6 protein-coding genes and 1 pseudogene are annotated in these 6417 nt (G+C 64.9%); 1 reads left to right on the top strand and 6 read right to left on the bottom strand.

Features of this window, described 5'->3' with window-relative positions:
- The 5 genes from RMQ73_RS03185 to leuD all read right to left on the bottom strand — a co-directional run.
- Nucleotides 1–328 (bottom strand): cation:dicarboxylate symporter family transporter (locus RMQ73_RS03185; RefSeq protein WP_310496544.1); only part of this gene is annotated, 328 nt, incomplete at its 3' end.
- On the bottom strand, nucleotides 325–951 hold the full coding sequence (locus tag RMQ73_RS03180) for a DUF502 domain-containing protein (protein ID WP_310496545.1): 627 nt from the start codon (nucleotides 949–951) through the stop codon (nucleotides 325–327). The genes RMQ73_RS03180 and RMQ73_RS03185, both read right to left, overlap by 4 nt.
- Before the next feature lie 16 nt (nucleotides 952–967).
- Complete coding sequence (gene leuB, locus RMQ73_RS03175) at nucleotides 968–2032, bottom strand: 3-isopropylmalate dehydrogenase (protein WP_310496543.1); 1065 nt, start codon at nucleotides 2030–2032, stop codon at nucleotides 968–970.
- A gap of 62 nt (nucleotides 2033–2094) precedes the next feature.
- The gene (locus RMQ73_RS03170; protein WP_310496542.1) at nucleotides 2095–2520 is read right to left on the bottom strand and encodes a hypothetical protein; all 426 of its coding nucleotides are present in this window, start codon (nucleotides 2518–2520) and stop codon (nucleotides 2095–2097) included.
- A complete protein-coding gene (gene leuD, locus RMQ73_RS03165; protein ID WP_310496541.1) occupies nucleotides 2517–3122 on the bottom strand; it encodes a 3-isopropylmalate dehydratase small subunit in 606 nt (201 codons plus the stop codon). The genes RMQ73_RS03170 and leuD overlap by 4 nt, the downstream gene beginning before the upstream one ends.
- A gap of 79 nt (nucleotides 3123–3201) precedes the next feature.
- Between leuD and polA the strand changes: the two genes are divergently transcribed.
- Nucleotides 3202–5964 carry a DNA polymerase I gene (polA, locus tag RMQ73_RS03160; protein ID WP_310496540.1) on the top strand — a complete coding sequence of 921 codons (2763 nt, stop codon included), beginning with the start codon at nucleotides 3202–3204 and terminating at the stop codon, nucleotides 5962–5964.
- A 37-nt stretch (nucleotides 5965–6001) separates the two neighbouring features.
- Here polA and RMQ73_RS03155 read toward each other — a convergent pair.
- A pseudogene (locus tag RMQ73_RS03155) lies at nucleotides 6002–6417 on the bottom strand (TonB-dependent receptor); the annotation flags it as partial.

Raw genomic sequence — 6417 nt, 5'->3', positions numbered from 1 at the left:
CAGCGGCCGCCGCCGGCGCCGGCCACCAGTCCAGCAGTATCGGCACGAACAACATCGACCACAGCGCGCTGAACACCAGCAGGCAGAAAAATGCCAGCAACGCCCGCGCCGCCACCCGGCCACCGCCGGCCGTGCCCATGGATTGCGCGATGCCAGTGAACAACAGCCCGGCGATGAGCGGGATGATCGTCATCTGCAAGGCTTGCAGCCACAGATTGCCGATGGCGTCGGTGAACGGCAGCGCCGGCTTGCCCCAGTCAGCCGGCAGCAATGCGCCGAGCGCCAGCCCGGCCAGCAACGCCAGGAATATGCGCAGCGTCAGGCTCATTTGGTGCTGCTGGCGGAATTGAGCGTGCCCATGGTCACATACAGCTTGGCCAGATCATCGACGCCCATCGACGGCACCCGCTTCACCCGGCTCGGTTCGACGAACAACATGCCGCCGCCGACCGGCACCGGCGCTGTCGGAATCAGGATGAGCAGGCGCGGCCCCTGGCCGAAATCATGGGTGCGAGGCGACGTCAGCAGCGCCAGCGCCTCGACATGGTCGCCAAAGCTGACGGACACCACTGCCATGCCGCTCATCTCGCCGCCGGGCGCATTGCCCATCATGCGCACGAATTGCGCCAGCGGGCGATACAAAGGGCCGATGACGGGAATCCGACCGATCAGCGCGTCCAGCCCGCCTTCCAGCCGGTCCCGCGCGCGGGTCTGCACGGCCAGCCCGATGGCCCAGATCACGACGGCAGCCAGCGCCCAGCCCAGCCAGAATGCCAACAAGGGGCTGGGCGTGAAGAACATGCCGCCGCGCGCCAGCCCCGCCCCGATCGGTGTCGATGGCCCCAGCGCCGCGATCAGATAGCCGGACAGCCAGTTGAGAATGACGACTGTCAACAGCACCGGCGCCAGGAACACCAGCCCGGTGACGAAAGGCGACAAAAAGCGCCGCATCAAGTGCGCAGCCCCGTCACAGCCCGGCCAATATGGCGTCGCCCATGGCGGTCGTTGTCATGGTGCCGCCAAGGTCAGCCGTGCGCGCACCCTTGTCGAGCGCCGCCTCGACCGCTGCCTCGACCTTGTCCGCCAGCGCCGGCGCATCAAGGCTGTAGCGCAGCGCCATGGCCAGGCTGAGGATACTGGCGCAAGGGTTGGCGACGCCCCGCCCGGCGATATCGGGCGCCGAGCCGTGAATGGGTTCGTAAAGGCCGGGCATGCCAGCATCGCCGATGGCAGCGGACGGCAACATGCCGAGCGAGCCGGTCAACATGCCGGCTTCGTCGGACAGCATGTCGCCAAACAGATTGTCGGTGAGGATGACATCGAACTGCTTGGGGGCTTTCACCAGCTGCATCGCCATGTTGTCGGCAAGCATATGGCTCAGCTTGATATCCGGATATTCGGCGTCACGCAGCGCCTGCACATCCTCGCGCCACATCAGCCCGGCTTCCATGACATTGCCCTTTTCAGCCGAAACCACCTCACCCTTGCGGCTGCGCGCCAGCGTGAAGGCAACGCGCGCCACCCGCTGGATTTCCGATGTCGTGTACACATGCGTATTGACGCCGCGCCGCTGACCGTCGGGCAGCGTTTCGATGCCGCGCGGTTCGCCGAAATACACGCCGCCCGTCAATTCGCGCACGAACAATATGTCGAGACCATCGACAAAGATGCGCTTGAGGCTGGAGGCATCGGCCAGCGCCGAAAAACACCGCGCCGGGCGCAGATTGGCATAGACGTTCATGCCGGCCCGCAGAGCAAGCAAGCCGGCCTCCGGTCGTTTGTCATAGGACTGGCCGGCCCATTTCGGACCGCCAACGGCGCCCATCAGCACCGCGTCGCTGGCCCTGGCGCGGGCCAGCACGTCATCGGTCAATGGCACGCCATGGGCATCGATGCTGGCGCCGCCGAACAGCGCATCGCCGATATCGAGCGCCAGGCCCTGGGTGATGAGCCGGCCGGCGACACGCCGGGCCACTGCCGTGACTTCAGGGCCGATGCCGTCGCCGGGAAGGAGAAGAAGTGTCTTGGTCATGACAGCCGTATATCTCTCTAGTTTTTCTCGCCGGGGACCCGGTTTCTTGCTGCAAGGGGGCGCTATAACTCACGCCAGACCAGCCATGTGCCAATGGCATGCACAAGGCCATAGACCAGCACGATCAACGAACTCCACAGAATGAAATTGTCGACCAGATGCGGGCGCCAGACAAGCAATGGCCCCAGCGCCAGCCCGCGCAACAGATACACACCCGTGATGCCGACCAGCGCCAGCGGCAGCAACGGCAAGCGCGGGATAAGGCCCGCCGCCGAAAAGGCGCAGGCCGCAAACACCGCCAGCACCGCAGCAATCCCCAGCGTGATGATCCAGGGCCGTGCCTCGCCGCGCTCTGCCATTGCCACCATCTTGTCACCGGCATGAAACCAGCGATACCAGGCCGGGCCGCCGGCAATGATTGCCAGATGCATCAGCGACGCCGCTGCGCTCAAAATGCCGCCGGCTATCAACCAGGGCTCGGCTCTCATCCCGCTGCACCGGCGGTGGCCGCCCCGGCAATCCAGGGCCGCTGGGCCACCAGCCGCGCCTCGTGCAAGGCGATGTCGGCGTCCATGGCGATGGTCAGGCCGATTTCATCCAGCCCGTTCATCAGGCAATGCTTGCGGAACGGGTCCATGGGGAACGCGAACCGGTCCTGGTACGGCGTGGTGACGATCTGGTTTTCCAGATCGATGGTGATCGGCTGACCCTCCATGGCCAGGTCCATCAACCGGTCGATGGCGTCTTGCGGCAGCACCACCAGCACCATGGCGTTCTTGAAGGCGTTGCCCGAGAATATGTCGGCAAAGCTCGGCGCGATGACCACCTTGATGCCCATGTCGGCCAATGCCCATGGCGCATGCTCGCGGCTTGAACCGCAGCCGAAATTGTCGCCGGCGATCAGGATGGGCGCACCGGCATGACTGTCGAAGACATTGTCCGGGTTGGCACGAATGACGGTAAAGGCATGGCGGCCCAGACCGGTGCGGCTGATGGTTTTCAGAAACCGCGCCGGAATGATGACATCGGTGTCGATGTTTTCGGCGCCAAACGGGATGGCCTGGCCGGTGAAGGTCGTGAAGGGCTGCATGCCATCGGGGATGCCACAGCGATGTGCCGCCTGCAACAGGCCCTTCCCCCCGGACGCGCTGCAGCCTAAACCTGCGGCCATGACGCAGCAGCATCTCTATCTTGTCGACGGCTCGGGCTATATCTTCCGCGCCTATCACCGGCTGCCGCCGCTGACCAATCCCGAAGGCACGCCGGTCGGCGCCGTCTATGGCTTCACCGCGATGATCTGGAAGCTGATCGCCGAGCTCAACCGTGCCGAGGCGCCGACGCATCTCGCCGTCATCCTCGATGCCGGCAGCCACACGTTTCGCAACGACATGTATCCCGCCTACAAGGCGCACCGCCCGCCGGCGCCCGAGGATCTGGTGCCGCAATTCCCGCTGATCCGCGATGCGGTGCGGGCTTTTTCGGTGCCATGCTTCGAGCAGGCGGGGGTCGAGGCCGATGACATCATCGCCACTTATGCGCTGGCCGCGCGCGCTGCCGGGTACAATGTCACCATCGTCAGTTCCGACAAGGATCTGATGCAATTGGTGCAGCCGGGCATCGACATGCTCGATACCATGAAGAACCAGCGCATCGACCGCGAGCAGGTCATCGAGAAATTCGGCGTGCCGCCCGAACAGGTCGGCGACGTGCTGGCGCTGATGGGGGACACCGCCGACAATATCCCCGGCGTGCGCGGCGTGGGCCCGAAAACCGCCGCCGAACTGATCGTCGAATATGGCAGCGTCGAAGGCGTCATCGCCAACATCGCGCACATCAAGAAACCCAAGCTGCGCGAAACGCTTGCCGCGTCCATCGATGCCGCGCGCATGAGCCGCGAGCTGGTGCGGCTGAAGGATGATCTGCCGCTGCCCGCTGCGCTCGATACGCTGACCCTGCGCGAGCCCCCCACCGAGCCGTTGGCGGCGTTCCTGTCGAAACACGGCTTCAAGGCGATGCTGGCCAAGCTGGCGAGCAGCGGCAGCAGCGGCCCCGCCCCCAATACGCATCGCCCATCGGTCAGCGCGCCGGCGCCTGACGACGTGGCATTCGTCCACGCCGATTATGAAACCGTCACCACGCGGGGCCGGCTTGATTGGTGGATAGCGCAAGCGCAGCGGCTGGGCGCAGTGGCCGTCGATACCGAAACCACATCGACCGACCAGATGCGCGCCGATCTGGTCGGCATCAGCCTGTGCACGGCGCCGGGCCGTGCCTGCTACATCCCGCTCGCCCATGTCTCGGGCGAAGGGCTATGGGCCGAAAAACTGCCGCAGCTGGACATGGCCGAGGTGATTGCGGCGCTGAACCCGCTGCTCACCGATCCGGCCGTGCTCAAGATCGGCCAGAATTTGAAATACGACCTGATCGTGCTGGCCCGCCACGGTGCGCCAGTGATTGCGCCTTATGACGACACCATGCTGCTGTCCTATGCGCTGGATGCCGGGCGCGGCAACCATGGCATGGACGATCTGTCGGCGCGGCATCTGGGCCATGCGCCGATACCCTATAAAGAGGTCGCCAAGGGCTTGCCCAGCTTTGCCCATGTCGAATTGCGCCGCGCCACCGACTATGCCGCCGAGGATGCCGACGTGACCTTCCGGCTGTGGCAGGGCTTTCGCCGCCGGCTGTGGAAGGAACAGGTCACCAGCGTGCACGAACAGGTGGACCGGCCGTTGATACCGGTGATCGCGGCCATGGAAATGGCCGGCATCCGCGTCGACCGGGCCGAACTGGCGCGGCTGTCGGCGGCTTATGAGGTCGAGATTGCCCGGCTGGAGGGCGAGATTCACACAATCGCCGGCGGGCCGTTCAGCATCGGCAGCCCCAAGCAGCTTGGTGAAGTGTTGTTTGAACGCATGGGTCTCAAATCCGGCAAGAAATCGGCCAAGACCGGTGCCTGGACCACCGATGTGACGGAGCTGGAGCGGCTGGCCGAGGACGGCGCCGAAATCGCTGCAAAAGTGCTGGACTGGCGCCAGCATTCCAAGCTGAAGTCCACCTATACCGATGCGCTTCAGGCCCAGATCAACCCGGCGACGGACCGGGTGCACACCAATTATGCGCTTGCCGCGACCTCGACGGGCCGGCTGTCGTCCAACGATCCCAATTTGCAGAATATCCCGATACGCACCGCGCTGGGCCGGCGCATCCGCCATGCCTTTGTCGCAGCCCCTGGCCATGTGCTGATGGCCGCCGATTACAACCAGATCGAGCTGCGACTGGTCGCCCATATCGCCGATGTGCCGGAACTGAAGGCGGTCTATGCCGCCGGCGGCGATGTCCATGCGCTGACCGCGCAGGAGGTGTTCGGCGAGGTGACGCGCGACACCCGCGCCCGCGCCAAGACCATCAATTTCTCGATCATCTATGGCATTTCGGCCTTTGGGCTGGCGGCCCGGCTCGGCATCGATCGCGGCGAGGCGGCGCGTTATATCGAGCTGTATTTTGCGCGTTTCCCCGGCATTCGCAACTACATGGCCGAAACCATCGCCTTTGCGAAAGACGCGGGGTTTGTCACCACCTTGTTCGGGCGCAAATGCCATGCGCCGCTGATCCTGTCGAAAAACCAGGGCGAGCGGCAGTTTTCCGAACGTGCCGTGGTCAACGCCCGGGTGCAGGGCACGGCGGCCGATATCATCAAGCGCGCCATGATCCAGATGCCGGACGCGCTGGCCGCTGCTGGCCTGACGGGGACGAAAATGCTGCTGCAGGTGCACGACGAACTGGTGTTCGAGGTGCCGGATGCCGAAGCCGCCGCCGCGCCGGATATCATCCGCGCGGTCATGTCAGGCGCGCACCGCCCGATCATCGACCTGTCGGTGCCGCTGGGCGTCGAGATCGGCCAGGGGCCAAGCTGGGGCGACGCGCACTGACGCGCATCGCCCCAGCCGAGCCTCAGAAGTTCACGCCTCAGAAGTTCACTCTGGCTCGCGCATAGACATAGCGGCCATTGACGCCGATCGGCGACAGCACGTCATAAGCAAGGTTGCCGGCGCCATTGATGTCATCGATTGAGGCATCGGGGTAGTTGTCGAACACATTGTTGGCGCCGATGGCGACGGTCACCGCCTTGGCGATGGTGGCGCTGACTTCGAGATCGACCTGCCATTCCGCGCCATAGGTCTGGTTCGGGGCAAAGCCGCCGCCGAAATCGAACTGGCGCGTGGCGCTGCCGAAGCGGTTGACGCGAACAAGCCCGCCGAACACGTCGTTGCTCCAATCGGCGTTGAACACGAAACGGTTGGTCGGCGCCGCCGTGGTCAGCGTGTTGCGTTCCTCAAGGCCGATCAGGCTGCCGCTGATACCGTTGGCGGCCAGTTGCGGCG

The sequence above is a fragment of the Sandarakinorhabdus sp. genome (assembly GCF_031430775.1).
Classification (GTDB): Bacteria; Pseudomonadota; Alphaproteobacteria; order Sphingomonadales; family Sphingomonadaceae; genus Sandarakinorhabdus.
Note: the sequence above shows the minus strand (reverse complement) of the source record. Positions and strands in the feature narration are given on the sequence as shown.

Bases quoted from the DNA above. Each gene is read 5' to 3' on its own strand.
- polA (WP_310496540.1), top strand. From the start codon at position 3,202: ATGACGCAGCAGCATCTCTATCTTGTCGACGGCTCGGGCTATATCTTC.
- RMQ73_RS03180 (WP_310496545.1), bottom strand. From the start codon at position 951: ATGCGGCGCTTTTTGTCGCCTTTCGTCACCGGGCTGGTGTTCCTGGCG.
- leuD (WP_310496541.1), bottom strand. From the start codon at position 3,122: ATGCAGCCCTTCACGACCTTCACCGGCCAGGCCATCCCGTTTGGCGCC.
- leuB (WP_310496543.1), bottom strand. From the start codon at position 2,032: ATGACCAAGACACTTCTTCTCCTTCCCGGCGACGGCATCGGCCCTGAA.
- RMQ73_RS03170 (WP_310496542.1), bottom strand. From the start codon at position 2,520: ATGAGAGCCGAGCCCTGGTTGATAGCCGGCGGCATTTTGAGCGCAGCG.